General features: G+C 63.1%; 21 protein-coding genes. 11 read left to right on the top strand and 10 right to left on the bottom strand.

The features are described from left to right. Positions 1–100: 100 nt before the first annotated feature. From hisH to hisB, 3 genes are all read right to left on the bottom strand, one after another. Positions 101–754, bottom strand: coding sequence for an imidazole glycerol phosphate synthase subunit HisH (hisH, locus tag KIT02_RS12660; RefSeq protein WP_297578225.1), 654 nt, complete (start codon positions 752–754; stop codon positions 101–103). Beyond that, complete coding sequence (locus KIT02_RS12655) at positions 751–1,107, bottom strand: DUF2628 domain-containing protein (protein ID WP_297578224.1); 357 nt, start codon at positions 1,105–1,107, stop codon at positions 751–753. The genes hisH and KIT02_RS12655 overlap by 4 nt, the downstream gene beginning before the upstream one ends. A gap of 196 nt (positions 1,108–1,303) precedes the next feature. Beyond that, positions 1,304–1,891 (bottom strand): imidazoleglycerol-phosphate dehydratase HisB, encoded by a 588-nt coding sequence (gene hisB / locus KIT02_RS12650; protein ID WP_297578223.1) that lies wholly within the window; start codon positions 1,889–1,891, stop codon positions 1,304–1,306. A gap of 262 nt (positions 1,892–2,153) precedes the next feature. Here hisB and hslV point away from each other — a divergent pair, with 262 nt between their 5' ends. The 3 genes from hslV to hslU are packed head-to-tail and all read left to right on the top strand — an operon-like array spanning position 2,154 to position 4,534. Next, on the top strand, positions 2,154–2,714 hold the full coding sequence (gene hslV / locus KIT02_RS12645; RefSeq protein ID WP_297578221.1) for an ATP-dependent protease subunit HslV: 561 nt from the start codon (positions 2,154–2,156) through the stop codon (positions 2,712–2,714). Beyond that, positions 2,711–3,223 (top strand): N-acetyltransferase, encoded by a 513-nt coding sequence (locus KIT02_RS12640; RefSeq protein WP_297578220.1) that lies wholly within the window; start codon positions 2,711–2,713, stop codon positions 3,221–3,223. The genes hslV and KIT02_RS12640 overlap by 4 nt, the downstream gene beginning before the upstream one ends. A 3-nt stretch (positions 3,224–3,226) precedes the next feature. Next, the gene (hslU, locus tag KIT02_RS12635; protein WP_297578219.1) at positions 3,227–4,534 is read left to right on the top strand and encodes an ATP-dependent protease ATPase subunit HslU; all 1,308 of its coding nucleotides are present in this window, start codon (positions 3,227–3,229) and stop codon (positions 4,532–4,534) included. A 175-nt stretch (positions 4,535–4,709) separates the two neighbouring features. On the opposite strand, the gene KIT02_RS12630 is transcribed toward hslU, so the two are convergent. The 3 genes from KIT02_RS12630 to KIT02_RS12620 are packed head-to-tail and all read right to left on the bottom strand — an operon-like array spanning position 4,710 to position 6,394. Continuing rightward, on the bottom strand, positions 4,710–5,078 hold the full coding sequence (locus tag KIT02_RS12630) for a helix-turn-helix transcriptional regulator (protein WP_297578217.1): 369 nt from the start codon (positions 5,076–5,078) through the stop codon (positions 4,710–4,712). Further along, positions 5,075–5,656, bottom strand: coding sequence for a Smr/MutS family protein (locus tag KIT02_RS12625; RefSeq protein ID WP_297578215.1), 582 nt, complete (start codon positions 5,654–5,656; stop codon positions 5,075–5,077). The genes KIT02_RS12630 and KIT02_RS12625 overlap by 4 nt, the downstream gene beginning before the upstream one ends. Positions 5,657–5,677: 21 nt before the next feature. After that, positions 5,678–6,394, bottom strand: a complete 717-nt coding sequence (locus KIT02_RS12620; protein ID WP_297578213.1) for a Tim44/TimA family putative adaptor protein — start codon at positions 6,392–6,394, stop codon at positions 5,678–5,680. Between the two features lie 165 nt (positions 6,395–6,559). On the opposite strand from KIT02_RS12620, the gene KIT02_RS12615 reads away from it, so the two are divergent. After that, positions 6,560–7,024 (top strand): FxsA family protein, encoded by a 465-nt coding sequence (locus KIT02_RS12615; protein WP_297578211.1) that lies wholly within the window; start codon positions 6,560–6,562, stop codon positions 7,022–7,024. An 84-nt stretch (positions 7,025–7,108) separates the two neighbouring features. Further along, positions 7,109–7,627: a protein-export chaperone SecB gene (secB, locus tag KIT02_RS12610; protein ID WP_297578210.1), complete on the top strand. Its 519-nt coding sequence runs from the start codon at positions 7,109–7,111 to the stop codon at positions 7,625–7,627. Positions 7,628–7,673: 46 nt separating this feature from the next. On the opposite strand, the gene dnaQ is transcribed toward secB, so the two are convergent. Genes dnaQ through KIT02_RS12590 form a run of 4 tightly spaced genes read right to left on the bottom strand, consistent with a single transcriptional unit; the run spans position 7,674 to position 10,413 of the window. Next, positions 7,674–8,375 carry a DNA polymerase III subunit epsilon gene (gene dnaQ / locus KIT02_RS12605; RefSeq protein WP_297585275.1) on the bottom strand — a complete coding sequence of 234 codons (702 nt, stop codon included), beginning with the start codon at positions 8,373–8,375 and terminating at the stop codon, positions 7,674–7,676. Beyond that, on the bottom strand, positions 8,375–8,971 hold the full coding sequence (coaE, locus tag KIT02_RS12600) for a dephospho-CoA kinase (protein WP_297578208.1): 597 nt from the start codon (positions 8,969–8,971) through the stop codon (positions 8,375–8,377). The genes dnaQ and coaE overlap by 1 nt, the downstream gene beginning before the upstream one ends. A 4-nt stretch (positions 8,972–8,975) precedes the next feature. Then, positions 8,976–9,806 carry a shikimate dehydrogenase gene (locus tag KIT02_RS12595; protein ID WP_297578206.1) on the bottom strand — a complete coding sequence of 277 codons (831 nt, stop codon included), beginning with the start codon at positions 9,804–9,806 and terminating at the stop codon, positions 8,976–8,978. A 4-nt stretch (positions 9,807–9,810) separates the two neighbouring features. Next, positions 9,811–10,413 carry a Maf family protein gene (locus KIT02_RS12590; protein ID WP_297578205.1) on the bottom strand — a complete coding sequence of 201 codons (603 nt, stop codon included), beginning with the start codon at positions 10,411–10,413 and terminating at the stop codon, positions 9,811–9,813. A 451-nt stretch (positions 10,414–10,864) separates the two neighbouring features. Between KIT02_RS12590 and hemE the strand changes: the two genes are divergently transcribed. From hemE to rsmG, 6 genes are all read left to right on the top strand, one after another. Further along, positions 10,865–11,890 carry a uroporphyrinogen decarboxylase gene (hemE, locus tag KIT02_RS12585; RefSeq protein ID WP_297578203.1) on the top strand — a complete coding sequence of 342 codons (1,026 nt, stop codon included), beginning with the start codon at positions 10,865–10,867 and terminating at the stop codon, positions 11,888–11,890. Positions 11,891–11,900: 10 nt separating this feature from the next. After that, entirely contained in the window at positions 11,901–12,326 is a 426-nt protein-coding gene (gene hemJ, locus KIT02_RS12580; protein WP_297578201.1) for a protoporphyrinogen oxidase HemJ, read from the top strand. Positions 12,327–12,702: 376 nt separating this feature from the next. Continuing rightward, on the top strand, positions 12,703–13,968 hold the full coding sequence (gene rho, locus KIT02_RS12575; protein WP_297578200.1) for a transcription termination factor Rho: 1,266 nt from the start codon (positions 12,703–12,705) through the stop codon (positions 13,966–13,968). 21 nt (positions 13,969–13,989) lie between these two features. Then, on the top strand, positions 13,990–15,285 hold the full coding sequence (gene mnmE / locus KIT02_RS12570) for a tRNA uridine-5-carboxymethylaminomethyl(34) synthesis GTPase MnmE (RefSeq protein WP_297578198.1): 1,296 nt from the start codon (positions 13,990–13,992) through the stop codon (positions 15,283–15,285). Positions 15,286–15,378: 93 nt separating this feature from the next. Further along, positions 15,379–17,241, top strand: a complete 1,863-nt coding sequence (mnmG, locus tag KIT02_RS12565; RefSeq protein ID WP_297578196.1) for a tRNA uridine-5-carboxymethylaminomethyl(34) synthesis enzyme MnmG — start codon at positions 15,379–15,381, stop codon at positions 17,239–17,241. Then, positions 17,241–17,888 (top strand): 16S rRNA (guanine(527)-N(7))-methyltransferase RsmG, encoded by a 648-nt coding sequence (gene rsmG / locus KIT02_RS12560; protein ID WP_297578194.1) that lies wholly within the window; start codon positions 17,241–17,243, stop codon positions 17,886–17,888. The genes mnmG and rsmG overlap by 1 nt, the downstream gene beginning before the upstream one ends. The last annotated feature ends 8 nt before the right edge of the window (positions 17,889–17,896 follow it).

Genomic DNA, 17,896 nt, shown 5'->3' with positions numbered 1-17,896 from the left:
TGCAAGAGACCCCTCATCCGCCCCTTCGGGGCACCCCCGTTCGAGCCGGGGGCAGGCTCTTCTCCCGCAAGGGGAGAAGGGGGTATCTCCACTGCCGCACTCACGGCGCCCATCCCAGAAAATTCTCGATCAGTTTCAGCCCCAGGGCCTGGCTTTTTTCGGGGTGGAACTGGGTGCCGAAAATGTTGTCGCGGCCGACACAGGCGGTCAGTGGCCCGCCGTAATCGGTGGTGGCGATGGTGTGCGCGGGATCGGTGCTGCGCAGGTGGTAGGAATGCACGAAATAGGCGTGCAGACCCGCCGGACCAGTGGCGATGCCCTCTAGCAGCGGATGCGGGCGGGCGGAAGAAATGGTGTTCCAGCCCATATGGGGAATCTTGAGGGCCGGATCGGATGGTGCGATCTTTTCGACCGCGCCGGGAATCCAGCCGAGGCCCTTGGTCACGACCTTTTCGCGGCCTTCGCTGGCCAGGAGCTGCATGCCGACACAGACGCCGAGAAAGGGCGTGCCGCCCCTGACGACCTTTTCGTCCAGCACCGCGATCATGCCAGGCACGGCTTCGAGCCCCGCCATGCAATCGGCAAAGGCGCCGACGCCGGGCAGCATGATGCGATCGGCGCGGCGCACCAGATCGGGATCGGCCGTGACGACAATCTCATCGCCCTGGCCCCGTTCGGCGGCGACGCGTTCAAAGGCCTTGGCGGCAGAGCGCAGATTGCCGGCGCCGTAATCGATGATGGCGACCAAACTCATGGACGGGCCTCCAGAACAGCGAGCCGCGCCAGATCGGCATCGGCGGCCAGCCGATGACCTGCCGGGGCAAGGCCACGCCGCCGATAGGCCCGGCTTCGGGCCCCGGCAGCGGCAAAGCCACAAGCAAGCGCCAGTAGGACGTAGAGACCTGCTGCCGCCTCGGCGCCAATGAAGACGCTCGCGGCGAGGATGGCGCCAAGCCCGAGGATGAAAAGCCCGAACTGTCCCCAGAGGCGATGGGCCAGCGCGTGAACCGGCGGCAGCAGCGCTGCGAACCACGAGAATTTGTCGGCGACGGCCTGCGGCAGCCCGGCCGGATCATCCACGGATCGAAAGAGCGCGAAGAGAGTCACAATCGTCTCCAAAATCCCGGTGACACCCGTATCGGTGGCTGACTTAGTGCAAAATGCTTGAGGGGGGAAGGGCATGGCTCACGCAGACCGTGTGGCGAGCGTGACCAACGGCAAGGTCGGGCCCAGTGGCTGCGACCCCATCCTTCGACAAGCTCAGGATGAGGTCTGGGACAGATCGGCTCGTGGCCGCCGAGGCTTACAGCGTGCCCTTGGTGCTGGGAACGGCGTCGCTCATGCGCGGGTCGATGTCCACCGCCTCGCGCAGGGCGCGGGCCACGGCCTTGAACATGGATTCGGCCAGGTGGTGGTTATTGTCGAAATAGAAGTTTTCGATATGCAGGGTGATGCCGGCATTGATGGCCAGCGCCTGGAAGAATTCGCGGAAAAGCTCGGTGTCGATCTCGCCGATCTTGCCCTGCGAAAACTCCGCCTTGAACACAAGAAAGGCGCGGCCGGACACGTCCAGCGCGGCGCGGGTCAGGGTGCCATCCATGGGCAGGTCGGCGCTGGCATAGCGGCGGATGCCCTTCTTGTCGCCCAGCGCCTGCTTGATCGCCTGGCCCAGGGCGATGCCGACATCCTCCACGGTGTGGTGGCTATCGATATGCAGGTCCCCCTTGCAGCTCACCTCCATGTCGATGAGCGAGTGGCGGCTGAGCTGATCAAGCATGTGATCGAAAAAGCCGACGCCCGATTTCATCGTGTGCTTGCCGGTGCCATCGAGATTGATCGAGACGGAAATCTCGGTCTCGTTGGTCTTGCGGGCGATTTTGGCTGTGCGCATCTCGGCTCTCCGGCGTTCGGCGGGTCACTAGCACTTATGCGCAAACGCATAAAGATTGCGTTGAAGACAACCATTCACCAGACGTCACCCTCGGGCTTGACCCGAGGGTGTTGCACATCACCAACACCATCAAGTGTAGTGCCCTCGGGTCGAGCCCGAGGGTGACGATCGCGTGTGTGGTTGCCGTCGGGCAGGGTCGCCCCGGTTGCAATCGCCTCGGGCCGCCCTAAATATCATCCAACAGTTCGGAGTGTTTCCCCAAATGAGTGACAGTGATTTTCCCGGCTGGCACGGGACGACGATCGTTTCCGTCCGCAAGGGCAACAAGGTTGTGGTGGCTGGCGATGGCCAGGTGTCGATGGGCCAGACCGTGATGAAGCATGGCGCCAAGAAGGTGCGCCGGCTGGCCGGTGGCAAGGTGATCGGCGGCTTTGCCGGCTCGACCGCCGACGCCTTTACCCTGTTCGAGCGGCTGGAAGCCAAGCTCGAGCAATATCCCGATCAGTTGATGCGCGCCGCCGTCGAGCTGGCCAAGGACTGGCGTGGCGACAAATACCTGCGCAAACTCGAAGCCATGATGATCGTGGCCGACAAGACCGATACGCTGGTGCTGACCGGCAATGGCGACGTTTTGACCCCCGACCATGGGGTCATCGCTATCGGCTCGGGCGGCAATTATGCCCATTCGGCGGCCTTGGCCCTGCACCAGGCGACCGAGCTCGATGCCGAGGACGTTGCCCGCCGCGCCATGAAGATCGCCGAGGAAATCTGCGTCTATACCAATGGCAATGTGACGGTCGAAACCATCGAGCTTTCCGCGTGAGCTACACGATCCGCCGCCTCGGGCCCGATGACCTAGCGGCCTATCGCGCCATCCGGCACGAGGCCCTGGCCAATCATCCGGAGGCCTTCGTCTCCACCGCCGAGGCCTTTGCGCAGCGCTCGGATGACGATATCCGCCGCTCGCTCGAAGCCCTGACGGTTTTCGGCGCAGTGCTGGCTGACGGCTCGCTCGCCGGGATCAACGCCTTCATGCGCAATGACGGCGCCAAGGAAAACCATCGCGGCTGGATGATCCAGGTCTATACGCGGCCCAACCATCGCGGCACCGGCCTCTCTCGGGCGCTGGTCGAGCACCTGGTCAATCATGCCAGCCAACACGTCATCCAGCTGCATCTGGGTGTGTGGTCGGAGAACGAGCCGGCCATACGCCTTTACCAGAAGCTGGGCTTTGAGACCTATGGGACCGAGCCCCGCTACCTCTTTGTGAACGGTCGATATATCGACGAACACCTGATGGTGCGCTTCCTCGACAAGGCACCAGGAGCATAAGTCATGAGTGAAACCAATTTTTCCCCGCGCGAGATCGTTTCCGAGCTCGACCGCCACATTGTCGGCCAGGCCGATGCCAAGCGCGCCGTGGCCGTGGCCCTGCGCAATCGCTGGCGCCGGCAGCAGCTCAGCCCCGAGCTGCGCCGCGAGGTCAGCCCCAAGAACATCCTGATGATCGGGCCGACGGGCGTCGGCAAGACCGAGATTTCGCGGCGCCTTGCCCGTCTCGCCCAGGCCCCCTTCGTCAAGGTGGAAGCCACCAAGTTCACCGAGGTCGGCTATGTCGGCCGCGATGTCGAGCAGATCGTTCGCGACCTCGTGGAGGCCGGGATCACGGTGCTGCGCGACAAGCGCCGCCGCGACGTGCAGGCGCAGGCCCATCACAATGCCGAAGAGCGCGTGCTCGACGCCTTGGTCGGCACCTCGGCCACGCCCTCGACCCGCGACAGTTTTCGCAACAAGCTGCGCAACAACGAGCTCGACGACAAGGAAATCGAGATCGAGATGACGCCGGCGACGCCGCAGGGATTCGATTTCCCGGGCATGCAGGGCGGCGGCATCGGCATGATCAACATTTCCGACATGTTCAAGCAGGCCATGGGCGGGCGCGGCGTCAAGCGCAAGATCAAGGTCAAGGACGCCTATGAACCGCTGATCGCCGAGGAAGCCGACAAGCTGCTCGACCAGGACCAGCTCAAGGCCGAGGCCATCGAACTGGTGGAAAATCACGGCATCGTCTTCATCGACGAGATCGACAAGGTCGCAGCCCGCGAAGGCGGGGTACAGGGCGGTCCGTCACGCGAGGGCGTGCAGCGCGACCTGTTGCCGCTGATCGAGGGCACGACGGTTTCGACCAAGTACGGCCCGGTCAAGACCGACCATATCCTGTTCATCGCCTCGGGCGCCTTCCATGTGTCCAAGCCCAGCGACCTGTTGCCCGAACTGCAGGGTCGCCTGCCGATCCGGGTGGAGCTCAAGGCCCTGACGCGGGACGATTTCATCGGCATCCTCAATGACACCGAAGCCAGCCTCATCAAGCAATATGTGGCGCTGATGGGCACCGAGGGCCTGACGCTGGAGGTGACGGCCGACGCCATCGAGGCGATCGCCGATGCCGCGGTGAAGGTAAACTCCAGTGTCGAGAACATTGGTGCCCGCCGCTTGCAGACGGTGATGGAGCGGCTGGTCGAGGAAATTTCCTTCGACGCGCCGGACCGGGCCGGCCAGACCGTAAAGATCGACGCCGCTTTCGTGCGCGAAAAGGTCGGCGTTCTGGCCGGGGATACCGATCTCAGCAAGTTCGTCCTGTAGCGGCGGCGATGGCCGCTCTCCCCTTCTCCCCTTGAGGGAGAAGGTGCCCCACAGGGGCGGATGAGGGGTATTGATCTTTCAACCGCCTCAAGTGCGCGCGAAGGGTCCGGGACCCCTCATCCGTCTCGCGCGCCGCGCGATCCACCTTCTCCCTCAAGGGGAGAAGGAAGAGGATTCAGCGCTTCTTCCCGGCCCGCTTCACCAGTTCGTCGCGCAGGAATTTCAGGTCTTCAGGCTCAAGCCGGGTGATGTCGTCGCGCAGGCGGTTGGTGAGTTCGGTGGCCTCGGGGGCGAGGCCGCCGGTGTCGATGGTCACCTTGGGATCGGATATTTCGGCCAGGCGCTGCAATTCCTCGGCCTCGTCCCAGATGACGTTGAAGAACGCGATGATGCGGTGGAGGAGAAAGCTGGTGGGCTGGCCGCGCCGGCCGTGTTCGAGCGCCGAAAGATAGGCACTCGAGACGTTGAGGGCCGCGGCCATGTCCTTGAGCGAAATGCCGCGCGCCTCGCGCAGGGCCCGCAGCCTGGCGCCGAGCGGGGTCATTGGCGGCGCAGGCGCACATACCATGCGCCCTCCCCGCCATGGCCACGGGCCGCCACGCTCCAGCCGGAAATCAGATGCGACAGGCCGGGCTCGCTCAGCCAGATCGGCAGCATGGTGCGCAGGATCCCGCGCTCGGTCATGGCCGCCACATAGTCATTGTCGGTCTTGAGGCCCTTGCCGGTGATGACGAGAATGGTGCGGTCACCCCGAGCCGCCCGGGCGCCAACATAGCGGCGCAGGGCCTCGCGGGCCTGGGTCTGGGTCATGCCATGAAGGTCGATGGTGCCATCGATGTCGATGCGGCCGCGCCGCACCTTCTTGTGGATGGCGGGATCGACGGCCCGATCGGCGGCGGCGCCGGGAAGACCGGGCGCCTGGAAGGCGGGCAGAAAAGGCTTGCCCCGGCCCAGCGGTTTGGGCCCCCGCTTGATCACCGGCGTCGGCTCGACCTCTGGCACCGGCAGAGCTGCCTGGTTCAGCCGCAACAGGCCCTTGCGGCGCAGCGGCTCCACCGTCTCGGCCACATGGGTCCAGAGGTGAAAATCATGCGGCAGGCGCTTGTGGTCGCGCTTGGACATGGATGGGCCTGCCGCAAAGGGTCAATCGAGCTGGCTGGTGGCGATCACCTTCCAGTTCGGGTCGCGCGATTTGGGATTGCGGGAGAAGGTCCATTCATCTGCAATGGTCTGGACGGCATCGGCATTGCCCTCGACCAGATTGCCATCCTTGTCGCGCGTCGCCGAAACCACTTCGGCGTGGAAATCGACGGTCACATTGATGTTCTTCTTGTCGTATTCGGCATCGACGATGGCGATGCGCGGCAGGCCGACAAAGGTGAAATCGACCTTCTGGCCGGCGGCTTCACGCTCGGCAATGGCGCGCTGGAAGCTGTCGAAAATGTCCTTTTCGAGCAGATTGCGCAGGGTCTGGCGGTCACCTTCGGCAAAGGCGGTGACGATCATCTCATAGGCCTGCTTGGCGCCATCGAGGAAGCTCTTGGGCGTGAAGGTGGGATCGGCTTCGGCCACGGCCCTGAGGCCGGCGGCGAGGTCAGCATTGCCGGCGGCGGCCTGCTCGATCTCCGCATCGAGCTTGCGGGCCCGGCGCTCGTCATCGAGATCGGGCTGCGCCGGCCGGGGCCGCATCGGGACGACCGTATCGTCATTGGCCTGGTCCTTGGCCGGGGTCGAGCGCGAACGGTCCACGGGCGGACGCTCGTTGCCGGTGCGGGTGCCGAGCACCCCGCGCAGGCGAAACAGCACAAATACGGCCACGACGATGGCGATGAGGGTCGGCAGATCGAGAAAATCGTCCATGAAGCAGCTACCTTGCGCAATGGGCGTCGAAAAAAATGGGGCGGCGCTCGTTCTGCGCCGGAGCTATGCCTATATATAGGGAAAGCTTTAGCCCAAAACCAGTTCACGTTGGGGCGAGATGCACTTTGCCGCGCCTCGCCAGCACTCTTACAAGGAATGTCGCGCTTGGCCCGCCTGTTCGCTCTGTCCTTTCTGATCCTGCCGCTGGTGGAAATCGCCCTGTTCATCGTGGTCGGCCGGGCCATCGGCGTGTTGCCCACGCTGGGTCTGGTGCTGGCGGCGGCCCTGCTGGGCGGCATTCTGCTGCGCGCCCAGGGACTGGGTGTCATCAACCGCATGCGCACCAATGTCAGCGCTGGAACGATTCCGGGCCGGCAGGTCTTTGATGCCATGCTGATCGGGCTGGCCGCCATTCTCCTGGTTCTGCCGGGATTCCTCAGCGACATCGCGGCGCTGACGCTGCTGGTGCCGCCGGTGCGCGAGGCGATCTTCAAGGCTCTCGCCAGCCGGGTCCGGGTGGTTGAAACCACCACCACCTATCGCCGCCATGGCGATGCCGAAGGCGCGCCCAACAGCGCCCCCAAGGCCATCGAGCTCGACGACAAGGACTGGCGGGACGGCCAGCCCTAGGCGGCTCGGCTTGTTCGGCGGGGCCAAAAGTGCTAGCCAGCCGGCCAGAATTGCCAAATTTTCCGAACGACGAAGGACCAAGTAATGGCCGACGAAACGACTGGCGCAGCGGCGCCGCAGCCCGCCAACGCGCCCAGCATGAACCTGATGGGTCAGTATATCCGCGACCTGAGCTTTGAAAATCCGGGCGCTCCGGCCACCCTGATGGCCACGGGCGCCAACCCGGCCTTCAACGTTTCCATCTCGGTGGGCGTCAAGAAGCAGAGCGATGAAGTCTATGCGGTCGAATTGACGCTCAACGCCAAGGCCAATCGCGAAGAGACCGTGCTGTTCAATGTCGAACTGGTCTATGGCGGCATTTTCCGCATCAAGAACGTGCCCGACGCGCAGATTTCCCCGCTGGTGATGGTCGAATGCCCGCGCCTGATCTTCCCCTTCGCGCGTCAGGTGCTGGCCACCGTCACCCAGCAGGGGGGCTTCCCGCCGCTGATGATGGAGCCCGTCGACTTCGCGGCCATCTACCGGCAGAACCTGGCCAAGCTGGCGGCCCAGCAGGGCAATGCCGCCCCGGCCGGCAATGGCGAAGCCGCCAAGCCAAACTAATCGTCATCCGTTTGACGCGAAAAACCCCGGTCCAGGCCGGGGTTTTTTATTGGGCGCGGTCGGAATATTGGGCCCAGAGCGCCGTCTCGCCCATCTTGGCGACAAAGGCGTCATGCGCGGCGGCCTCCTCGGCGGTCAGCCGCTGCGGCAGGGGCGTAGGTCGGGGCCGCACGGGAACGCGTTCGAGGGCAATGGCGCCGCTGCCGGCCTCCGCCTCGGCCATCAGCGCCAGGCTCACCTGCTTGCCGCCGATCAGCTCTAGATAGACTTCGGCCAGGATTTCGCTGTCGAGCAGGGCCCCGTGCAGGGTGCGGCGGGAATTGTCGATGCCATAGTGCTTGCACAGGGCATCAAGACTGACGCGGGCGCCCGGATGCTTCTTGCGGGCGACCATGACGGTATCGATCACCGCATTGGTGAGGCGCGGCCGTCCGCCACGCTCCAATTCGGCATTGAGAAAACCCATGTCGAAGGGCGCGTTGTGAATAACCAGGGTCGCATCGCCGATAAAATTGAGAAAGCCATCGGCCACGGCCTCGAAAAGCGGCTTGTCGGCGAGAAAATCATCGCCCAGTCCGTGGATCCGAAAAGCCTCTTCGGGCATGGACCGCTGGGGATTGATATAGACGTGGTGATGCTTGCCGGTCGGAATGTGGTTGATCAGTTCCACGCAACCGATCTCCACAAGCCGGTCGCCGTCGGTCGCGGCGAGGCCGGTGGTTTCGGTGTCGAGGACGATTTCCCTGATCATGGCCGCTCCCCATGCGCCTTGATGCCCTCGACCAGTTCGGCGACCATGTGGTCGATCTCAGCCCTGGGCCGCGACGTATCGAAAAGATAGGTGGCGCGCTTCTTCTTTTCGGCCTGGGGCATCTGCCGGGCAACCAGGCTTTCCATCTTTTCCACACTCATGCCCGGCCGAGCCAGGATGCGCTGGCGCTGGGTGGCATCGTCGACATGGGTGACGGCAATGGCGTCAAAGCCATAATCGAACCCGCTCTCGAACAGCAACGGCACTTCGATCGCCGCCACGGCATGGCCCTTTTGGGCCATGTCAGCAACAAAGCGGGCGATCTTCTGCCGGACCAGGGGATGAACCAGCGCCTCGAGCCGGGCAAAGCCGCTGGGATCATCGGCAAGACGCCGCCCCAGTTCCTGCCGATCAACGGACCCGTCCCTGGCGACACCGGGGAACAGCTGGTCAACAGCGGCAACGGCCTCATGCGCATAAAGTTCGGCAACCGCCGCATCGGCCGAAAACACCGGCACGCCGACCTTGGCAAAGGCCTCGAGCAGGGTGGACTTGCCGGTGGCGATGGAACCGGTAATGCCGACGGTCCACATGGCTTTACTGGTCCAGTGTCGCTTCGACCCGAGCGCGCAATTGCGGGGTCACCTCGGGGGTCACGCCGAACCAGGCGGCAAAGCCGGGCACGGCCTGATGCAGCAGCATGCCCAGGCCATCGACGGTGCGCAGGTTTTGCGCCTTGGCCTCGGCCAGAAGCGGGGTTTCGAGCGGCGTATAGACGATATCGGTGACGAGGGTCGATTTGGCGAGACGCCCCATGTCCAGCCAGTCGAAGCGGCTGCCATGCATGCCGATGGAGCTGGTATTGACCACCAGTCCGATGCGCGGCGCCAGTTCAGCAAAATCCTCAAAGCCGTGCGCCTGGAAGGGGCCATCGATCTCGGCGACCAGGCGTTCGGCATTGGCCCTGGTGCGATTGAGCACATGCACCTGACCGCCATCGCGCCGCCGCAGCGCCACCAGGACGGCCCGCGCCGCGCCGCCGGCGCCGATGATCATGGCGTCATTGGGCCCGTCCGACCAGCCCGGGGCAGCCGCATCGAGATTGCCGAGAAAGCCGAGATAATCGGTATTGGTGCCATGTATCTTGCCGTCGCGGACCACCAGAGTATTGACCGCGCCGATCATGGTGGCGAGCGGGTCGACCTCATCGCAAAGGGCAAAGACGGCTTCCTTGTGGGGAATGGTGACATTGCCGCCGGCAAATTCGCCGTTCCGCAGGCGCGCGAAGAAGCCGGGCAGGTCAGCGGGCGCGACGTCGATGGCCTCATAGGATCCGTCAATGCCGTGTTCGGCCAGCCAGGTGCCATGGATCAGCGGCGAGCGGGAATGGGCAATGGGGTGCCCGATGACGAAGGCTTTGGTGGTCATGGCATCAGCCCTTGGGCGACAGGAGTTCGGGTGCCATATCGCGCAATGCGGCAAGCAAGGGAAGCAGCGGCAGGCCCAGAATGGTGAAATAGTCGCCGCTGACGGTCTCGAACAGCCGGATCGAGGGCCCCTCGAGGCGATAGGCACCCACCGATCCGAGGACGGCATCACCCTCCTGGGCCAGGACTTGGTCACGCTCACTGGCGCTGAACGCGCGCATGGTGAGTTCGGCGGTTTCGAGATGCGACCAGAGCAGCTGGTTGTCCCGCACCAGGCTCACCGCCGCGTGCAGGCGATGGGTCCGGCCGGCGAGGCGGCCAAGCTGGGTGCGGGCGTCGTCGAGGGTTTCGGGCTTGTGCAAAACCTCGAGGCCGAGCGAAAGGACCTGGTCGGCGCCGATCACGATTGCGCCGGGATGGTTTGCTGAAACCGCTTCCGCCTTGCGCTGCGACAGGAGCAAAGCCAGGTCGCGGCTGTCGGCGCCGGCGCTCGTGGCTTCCGTTTCTATCCCGCGCTCGTCAATGGCGGCCGGACTGACGGCGAAATCCAAACCGGCCTTTTCCAGCAAGGACTTACGGGTCACGCTGTTTGACGCAAGGATGAGCATGGGCCCAGTTTTTCCACACTGTCATCCCCAGCTCAAGACCGATTTGTGCGTGGAAGGGAACAAGTTCGGGCGCGGCGCAGACTTGTTCGACTTGGCTAACGAAAGATTAACAGGCTCGCCCCGAGGGGGCCGTAATGGGGCCTATGGACAGCTCTGGGGATAACCGGAAAAGCGGGGTGAGGCGATATCCAGCAGCCATCCACAGGCCAATAAGAATCGTTGACTCGGCAAAGGCCGGATTAACCTTTCATTAACGAATTGGCAGCGCGTGTGCCTGACGCCTCGCCGCGTGGTGTTAACAGAGTGTTAACGCTGGTGCTGCGCGCAAGTGTCACCGGACATGGCGATTGTGGATGGGCGGGAATTGCGGATAAACACCAGCATACAAATAAAGAAGCGAAGCTAAGAAAGACTCTTTTAGGGTCTGGAAGGGACGTCATCGGTGGTTAGCGTGCCCCATAAACCTCTTCTGGCAACCGTGCTGGGCCAGCGCCAGGAGCGTCCGCCGCTCTGGATCATGCGCCAGGCCGGCCGCTATCTGCCCGAGTACCGCGAGACGCGCAAATCGGCAGGCAATTTCCTCGAGCTCTGCTATACGCCCGATCTCGCCGTCGAGGTGACGCTGCAGCCACTGCGGCGGTTCGACCTTGATGCGGCAATCCTCTTCTCCGACATCCTGGTCATTCCCGATGCCCTGGGCCAATCCGTGCGCTTCGAGACCGGGGAAGGGCCGGTGCTGGAGGCTTTGGACGAGAAGGGTATAGACCGGCTGGACCGGAGCGGGGCCCTAAGCCATCTGGAACCGGTGCTGGAGACGGTTCGACGCCTCCGTGCCAGCCTGCCGCCCGAAAAGACCCTGATCGGCTTCTGCGGCGCGCCCTGGACGGTAGCGACCTATATGCTGGGTGGCCGGGGCTCACCCGACCAGGCCATTGCCCGGCGGTTTGCGCTGCAGCATCCGGCGGCTTTCGAAAGGCTCATCGATATCCTGGTCGAGACCAGTGTGGACTATCTGGCGGCGCAGCTGGCGGCCGGTGCCGATGTGGTGCAGATCTTTGAAAGCTGGGCGCTCAATCTCGACGATGCCGCCTTTGCCCGCCAGGTGCTCGAACCCAACCGCCGCATTGTCGAGGGCCTGCGCCATCGGGTTCCGGGAGCGCCGGTGATCGGCTTTCCACGCGGCGCGGCTGGCAACCTCCGGCGCTTTGCTGAAGACACCGGCATCAATGCGCTGGGCGTCGACTATGCGACGCCGCTCGAATTCATCCGCACGCAGCTGCCGCCAGACCTGCCGGTGCAGGGCAATCTCGATCCGCTACGGCTGGTTGTCGGTGGCGAAGCGATGGAAAGCCAGGTGCGCGCCATACTCGAAGCCTGGTCCGACCGCCCGCATATTTTCAATCTGGGGCATGGTATCGTGCCCGAAACGCCGATCGCCCATGTCGAGAGGCTGATCGAGCTGGTCAAGGGCCGTTAGGAGCACAGCCATGATCGAATGGTTCAAGGCATTGCATGTGATTTCGGTGATCGCCTGGATGGCGGGCATGCTCTATCTGCCGCGGCTTTTCGTCTATCACAGCGTCGCCGAGATCGGTTCGGTGCAGTCGGAAACGTTCAAGGTCATGGAACGGCGCCTGTTCCGGGCGATCACCACCCCGGCCATGATCGCCACCTGGGTGTTCGGTCTGGCCATGGTGGGTCACGGCATTGTCGACTGGGGGTCGATCTGGCCGTGGGTCAAGGCTGGTTTCGTTCTGGCGCTGTCGGGCGTGCATGGGCTCTATGGCCGGCATCTGCGGGCTTTTGCTCAGGATCGCAATGACAAGCCGCAGAAATATTTCCGCATGCTCAATGAAGTGCCAACGGTGCTGATGATCGTCATCGTTATCATGGTGATCGTCAGGCCGTTTTAGAGGTTCGCCTTTGAACCGGCTTCGCAAGTGGCGATTTTGAATTCTGCCCTTGTGATGGAAGCGAAGTACGAGCGGGCCTGAACCACCCCCACCCAGCTTTGCTATGGCCCTTTGGGCCAAGCGTCGCTACCTCCCCCATCAAGGGGGAGGTGAAGGGGGTGGCGGCAACCGGGCAAGGGCGTGACCGGCAGGTGCCGCGGTTTCACGTGAATCCGTGAGGGCCGCCGGTTTCGGCCTTGAAACCACAACCGGATCACGCTACATGGAAGCAAGGCATCCCCTTGTCTGCGCGACCGCCCGGTTGCTGCGCGATGCCGAATTTCCCCCCGTTACGCGTCTTTAGATTACCGATATCCCTCAAGGGTCCGTCGCATACATGCAGAATATCAAGCTCAGCGAGCTCAAGGCCAAATCTCCGGCTGAACTCTTGGCGTTTGCCGAGGAACTGGAGGTGGAGAACGCCTCCACCATGCGCAAACAGGAATTGATGTTTGCCATCCTCAAGGAACTGGCCGCCCAGGACATCACCATTGTCGGTGAAGGCGTGGTAGAAGTGCTCCCCGATGGCTTCGGTTTCCTGCGCTCCCCAGACGCCAACTACCTTCCGGGCCCCGACGACATCTATGTGAGCCCCTCGCAGATCCGCCGTTTTGGTCTTCGGACCGGGGACACGGTCGAGGGCGAAATCCGCTCTCCCAAGGAAGGCGAGCGCTATTTCGCGCTGCTCAAGGTCAATACCATCAATTTCGAAGACCCCGAGGCGGTGCGCCACAAGGTCAATTTCGACAACCTGACCCCGCTCTATCCCGATGAGCGGCTGCGCATGGAACTGCCCGATCCCACGATAAAGGATCGTTCGGCGCGGATGCTGGATCTGGTGGCGCCTCTGGGCAAGGGGCAGCGTGCTCTGATTGTTGCGCCTCCACGTACTGGTAAGACTGTATTGTTGCAGAATATTGCACAATCAATCGCGACCAATCATCCCGAATGTTATCTCATCGTGCTCCTGATCGATGAGCGCCCCGAAGAAGTGACCGACATGCAGCGCTCGGTGCGCGGCGAGGTGATTTCCTCGACCTTTGACGAGCCGGCCAGCCGCCACGTCCAGGTCACCGAAATGGTCATCGAAAAGGCCAAGCGCCTGGTTGAACACAAGCGCGACGTCGTCATCCTGCTCGATTCCATTACCCGCCTGGGCCGCGCCTATAACACCGTGGTTCCGAGCTCGGGCAAGGTGCTGACCGGCGGTGTGGACGCCAATGCCCTGCAGCGCCCCAAGCGCTTCTTCGGCGCCGCCCGCAATATCGAAGACGGCGGCTCGCTGACCATTATTTCCACAGCGCTGATCGATACCGGCTCGCGCATGGATGAAGTGATCTTTGAAGAATTCAAGGGTACCGGCAATGCCGAAATCATCCTTGACCGCAAGGTCGCCGACAAGCGCATCTTCCCGGCGCTGGACATCACCAAATCCGGTACGCGTAAGGAAGAGTTGCTCATCGAGCCCGATATCCTCAAGAAGATGTATGTCCTGCGCCGCATCCTCAACCCGATGGGGACGATCGACGCCATGGAATTCCTCATGGACAAGGTCCGCCAGACCAAGACCAATTCGGACTTCTTCGATTCCATGAATACTTAAGGCCAATCCGGAGCATCATGGATGCGCACGGGCGATACGATCATGGCGCTGTCGTCCGGCGCCCTGCCGGCCGGTGTCGCGGTGATCCGGCTTTCCGGGCCTCGGGTGAGGGCGGTTCTCGAAACCCTGGCTGCGCCCGTGCCGCCCGCCCGCACCATGGCCCTGCGCCAGATCCGGCATGACGGCAGGTCACTTGATCAAGGCCTGGTCGTCCATTTCCCGGCGCCGGGCAGCTTTACCGGCGAAGACTGCGCCGAATTGCATGTCCATGGTTCCAATGCCGGGGTTCGGGCCATCCTGGCGGTGCTGGCAAGCCTGGACGTTCGCCTGGCTGAAGCTGGCGAATTTACCCGCCGCGCCTTCGAAAACGGCAAGCTCGACATGCTCGAGGTTGAGGGGCTTGGCGACCTCATCAATGCCGACACTGAAAAGCAGCGGCAGCAGGCACTGGCCCGGTATGACGGAGCGCTGACCCGGGCAGTCATGGCCTGGCGCGACACCCTGCTCGACCTGCGCGCCGAAATCGAAGCGCGACTCGATTTCTCCGATGAAGGCGATGTCTCCGAAGGCCTGCCGGCAGAATGGCACGACACTCTCGGTGCCTTGAAAGCCAGCATTGCCAAGGCTCTTTCCTCTGTCGATTCCGGCCGCGTGGTGCGTGAAGGCATAAGGGTCGCCGTGGCCGGTGCGCCCAATGCCGGCAAATCCAGCCTAATCAACGCCCTGTCGCGCTCAGATGTGGCGATTGTCTCGGACGAAGCGGGCACAACCCGCGATGTCCGCGAAGTGCCACTCGATATCGGTGGGCAATTGTTCCTGCTGCTCGATCTGGCCGGCCTGCGCGAAACCGAAAGCAAGGCGGAAGCGGAGGGCGTGCGCCGCGCCGCCAATGCCATTGAGACCGCCGATATCGTTCTGTGGCTGGTGGCGCCGGACCAGGCAGACGTGCCGAAGCCCGAAATGACGGGCCAGGTCCTGACGGTCCATACCAAGACCGATCTCAAATCGGCCGCGGCGGGCGCAACAGCCGTATCGTCAGAAACCGGCGCGGGATTGCCAAGTCTGCTCGAAAAGCTGCAGGAATTGGGCGAGCAACTGACCGGGCAGGAACCGAGCCTCGTCAGTCATGCGCGCGACCGGAACGCGCTCTCGGCAGCCATTGATGCCCTCGAGGATGCCACCCGGCATTGGAACGACTGGGAGCTGGCAGCAGAGGCACTGCGGTCTGCGTCGGCAGCGCTCGAACGCATGATTGGTTCGCTGGATGCCGAGCAGGTACTGGACAGGCTGTTTTCGAGTTTCTGCATCGGAAAATGATTCACGTGAAACATGTGGGCCCAGCGCGTTCAGCGCACGGCAATTGATTCACGTGAAACATTGGCCTATGTCAGGCGCCCTGGAGATCAAACCATGAGCGACTACGCAGTCATCATTGTTGGCGGCGGTCATGCCGGTACGGAAGCTGCAGCCGCAGCGGCTCGTCTCGGCGTGCCGACGGCTCTGGTGACGCACCGCTTCGCCACTATTGGCGAGATGAGTTGCAATCCGGCAATCGGCGGCCTCGGCAAGGGCCACCTGGTCCGCGAGATCGATGCACTGGACGGGTTGATGGGCCGTGTCGCCGACCAGGCGGGAATCCAGTTCCGCTTGCTCAACCGGCGCAAAGGGCCTGCGGTGCGTGGCCCCCGGGCCCAGGCCGATCGCAAGCTCTATCGTCAGGCCATGCAGGCGGCTATTTCGGCGCAGCCCAATCTCGATGTGATCGAGGGCGAAGTCGACGATCTTGTCGTGACCGATGGCAAGGTTTCCGGCGTGGTGCTGCTGGACGGCCGCCGATTGTCGACACGCGCCGTAGTCCTCACCACCGGTACTTTCCTGCGCGGGCTGATCCATCGCGGCGAAGAAACGACACCGGCTGGCCGGCTGGGCGAAAAGCCGGTTCTGGGCCTATCGGATCGTCTCGAAGGGCTCGGCCTGCAATTGGGCCGCCTCAAGACCGGCACGCCTGCCCGTCTCGATGGCCGGACCATCGACTATACGGTGCTCGAAGAGCAGCGCGGCGATGATCCACCCGAGGCTTTTTCGGCGCTGACCAGCGCCATCACCACGCCACAGATATCCTGTTTCATCACCCGTACCACGGCCGATACGCACCGCATCATTGCGGAAAACCTGCATCGATCCGCCATGTATTCGGGCCGTATCAAGTCGCGCGGCCCACGCTATTGCCCGTCCATCGAAGACAAGATCGTGCGCTTTGCCGATCGTGATAGTCACCAGATTTTTCTGGAACCAGAGGGACTTGATGACCACACGGTCTATCCCAATGGGCTTTCGACATCTTTGCCGGCAGAGGTGCAGGAGGCGTTCCTGCGCTCAATGCCCGGGCTTGAGCGCGTCGAGATCATCAGGCCCGGCTATGCTATTGAATATGATTATGTCGATCCGCGCGAGTTGCGGCCGACTCTGGAGGTGAAGCGCCAACCCGGGCTTTACCTGGCCGGCCAGATCAATGGCACGACCGGCTATGAAGAGGCCGGGGCGCAGGGCCTGCTTGCCGGTGCCAATGCGGCGCTGGCGACAAGGGGTGAAGCGCCCCTCATCCTCTCGCGCACCGAGAGCTATCTCGGCGTGATGGTGGATGACCTCGTGACGCGCGGCGTCAGCGAACCCTACCGTATGTTTACCTCGCGCGCCGAGTTCCGCCTGCATCTGCGCGCCGACAATGCTGATCAGCGCCTGACACCGCTGGGTATGGCGCGTGGGCTGGTCAGGCCCGAGCGCGCCGCGGTTTTCGAGCAGCGGATTGCGGCGCTGTCATCGGGGCGCAAACTGCTGGATGGCTTGACCGCATCGCCCAGCGAGGCGCGCAAAGTTGGGTTGGCGGTCAATGAAGACGGCAAGCGGCGGTCGGCCTTCGAGCTTCTGTCCTATCCCGATATGGAGCCCGCGAACCTCGCGCGCCTTTGGCCCGAAATTGCCGCGATGGATGCCGCCGTGCTCGAACAAGTCGGGATCGACGCGCAATATGCCGTTTATCTCGATCGGCAGAAGGCCGACATCGAGGCTATGCGGCGCGATGAACAGAGGGCGATTCCCGACGATCTCGATTTCGATGGCATTGCTGGCCTCTCCAAGGAACTGCGCCAGAAGCTGGCGCAGTTGCGGCCGCAGACCATTGCCCAGGCCCAGGCCATTGACGGCATGACGCCGGCCGCCATCACCCTGCTGCTGGCGGTTTTGCGTCGCGGCAATCTGCGCAAGGCCGGTTGATGGAAGAGCGGGATGCGGCGGCGCGCTATGCGGCGCATTTTGTCCGGCCGCAGGATGCGGTCCTCCATGATCTGGAATCCTATGCCAAACTGCTGACCAAATGGCAGGCGGTGCAGAATCTGGTTTCACGTGAAACACTGGGCCAGATCTGGACCCGCCACTTTGCCGACAGCCTCCAGGTTCTGCCGGAGCTGACGCCGGAAGATGCGCTGTTCCTGGATCTGGGGAGTGGCGGCGGATTTCCGGCGCTGCCGCTGGCCATTGCCAGCAAGGGCAGGGCGCGGCGGTTCGTGCTGGTTGAGCCGGTGGCGCGCAAGGTCAGCTTTTTGCGGACAGTGGCGCGTGAACTCGACCTCGATGTCACCGTCATCGGGCGGCGGAGCGAGCAAATTGATTCACGTGAAACAGGTGTGCCGGACGTCATCACCTCGCGCGCTTTAGCCTCGATGAGTCAATTGTGTACCTGGATGGCGCCGTTTTTTGGCCCGCAAACCCGCGCCATCCTGCACAAGGGGCGGGAACATGTTGAAGAGCTGACGGAATCGGGTGCGCACTGGCACCACGATGTGTTAACAAAGTCTAGCGATACCGATCCGGGCGGCGTTATCCTGACCATCAGGAACCTGCAAGGAAAATCAACACGTTAGCGGCACAC

Source organism: Devosia sp. (genome assembly GCF_025809055.1).
In the GTDB taxonomy this organism is placed as follows: domain Bacteria; phylum Pseudomonadota; class Alphaproteobacteria; order Rhizobiales; family Devosiaceae; genus Devosia.
Note: the sequence above shows the minus strand (reverse complement) of the source record. Positions and strands in the feature narration are given on the sequence as shown.

Bases quoted from the DNA above. Each gene is read 5' to 3' on its own strand.
- mnmE (WP_297578198.1), top strand. From the start codon at position 13,990: ATGCGCACGGGCGATACGATCATGGCGCTGTCGTCCGGCGCCCTGCCG.
- hisH (WP_297578225.1), bottom strand. From the start codon at position 754: ATGAGTTTGGTCGCCATCATCGATTACGGCGCCGGCAATCTGCGCTCT.
- KIT02_RS12630 (WP_297578217.1), bottom strand. From the start codon at position 5,078: ATGACCCCGCTCGGCGCCAGGCTGCGGGCCCTGCGCGAGGCGCGCGGC.
- hslU (WP_297578219.1), top strand. From the start codon at position 3,227: ATGAGTGAAACCAATTTTTCCCCGCGCGAGATCGTTTCCGAGCTCGAC.
- KIT02_RS12625 (WP_297578215.1), bottom strand. From the start codon at position 5,656: ATGTCCAAGCGCGACCACAAGCGCCTGCCGCATGATTTTCACCTCTGG.
- hemJ (WP_297578201.1), top strand. From the start codon at position 11,901: ATGATCGAATGGTTCAAGGCATTGCATGTGATTTCGGTGATCGCCTGG.
- KIT02_RS12590 (WP_297578205.1), bottom strand. From the start codon at position 10,413: ATGCTCATCCTTGCGTCAAACAGCGTGACCCGTAAGTCCTTGCTGGAA.
- KIT02_RS12595 (WP_297578206.1), bottom strand. From the start codon at position 9,806: ATGACCACCAAAGCCTTCGTCATCGGGCACCCCATTGCCCATTCCCGC.
- KIT02_RS12620 (WP_297578213.1), bottom strand. From the start codon at position 6,394: ATGGACGATTTTCTCGATCTGCCGACCCTCATCGCCATCGTCGTGGCC.
- hisB (WP_297578223.1), bottom strand. From the start codon at position 1,891: ATGCGCACAGCCAAAATCGCCCGCAAGACCAACGAGACCGAGATTTCC.
- coaE (WP_297578208.1), bottom strand. From the start codon at position 8,971: ATGTGGACCGTCGGCATTACCGGTTCCATCGCCACCGGCAAGTCCACC.
- hslV (WP_297578221.1), top strand. From the start codon at position 2,154: ATGAGTGACAGTGATTTTCCCGGCTGGCACGGGACGACGATCGTTTCC.
- rho (WP_297578200.1), top strand. From the start codon at position 12,703: ATGCAGAATATCAAGCTCAGCGAGCTCAAGGCCAAATCTCCGGCTGAA.
- secB (WP_297578210.1), top strand. From the start codon at position 7,109: ATGGCCGACGAAACGACTGGCGCAGCGGCGCCGCAGCCCGCCAACGCG.
- rsmG (WP_297578194.1), top strand. From the start codon at position 17,241: ATGGAAGAGCGGGATGCGGCGGCGCGCTATGCGGCGCATTTTGTCCGG.
- mnmG (WP_297578196.1), top strand. From the start codon at position 15,379: ATGAGCGACTACGCAGTCATCATTGTTGGCGGCGGTCATGCCGGTACG.